We start from the raw sequence: 822 nt of genomic DNA, 5'->3' as shown, positions 1-822 counted from the left end.
CAATCCTGCTTTCTTAAGATACTCATTACTCAGCGCTTGCTGTATTCCTGGTGTTTTCGAGCTCCGCCATGGGCCTTTACTTGTGATCCCACAAGCAACGGCAGCTTGGATCCTGACGCCACGTTTAAGTAAGTTTTGTACCTTAGTCCGCGGTTTTCGCCACTGACGCCAGTAGCACATACGCACTCGACGACGGATCCAATGGTCTAAATCGACACACCCTTGATAAGCGTTGGCTATGCCAAAGTAGTTGATCCAGCCTTGCATGTATTGCCGTACTTTAAACAATTGATATCCCATGCTAACGCCCCAATTTCGGTTCGTCAGGCGTTTCATCTTTTGTTTAAAAATGTGTAATGTTTTAGCATGCCACTGGATCTTCCCGCGGTTAAAGGTAAAACCGAGGAACTTGCTTTGACCTACCTCTACCACTTGGCTTTTCTGTTCATTAACAACCARTTTTAGCTTAGTGGCAAGGTAGCGAGTAATACTCTTGAGTACCCGCTCTCCCGCTCGAATAGACTTTACCAAAATGATAAAGTCGTCCGCGTAGCGGGCGAATTTGTGCCCTCGGCTTTCCAGCTCTTTATCAAGACTGTCCAACATAATGTTAGAGAGTAATGGCGAGAGTGGGCCGCCTTGAGGCACGCCTTCGAAGCTTGCTTCAAATTGGTCGTTGACCATCACACCAGCTCGCAGGTATTTACCAATAAGCGCCAGCAGACGCTTATCCTGTACCTTGATCCTCAATTGAGTCATCAACAGGTCGTGATTTACTCGATCAAAGAACTTGGACAGATCAACATCGACGGCAAATTTGCG

At 46.9% G+C, this 822-nt stretch carries 1 protein-coding gene; it reads right to left on the bottom strand.

Going from position 1 to position 822, the window contains the following annotated elements:
• A partial coding sequence (locus L5M49_RS25090) for a reverse transcriptase domain-containing protein (protein ID WP_263267001.1) occupies nt 1-822 on the bottom strand: 822 nt, incomplete at both ends.

Source organism: Shewanella sp. SM74, assembly GCF_025653725.1.
Classification (GTDB): domain Bacteria; phylum Pseudomonadota; class Gammaproteobacteria; order Enterobacterales; family Shewanellaceae; genus Shewanella; species Shewanella oncorhynchi.
The sequence above is the reverse complement of the archived record's forward strand: the minus strand, read 5'-3'. Positions and strand labels throughout refer to the sequence as shown.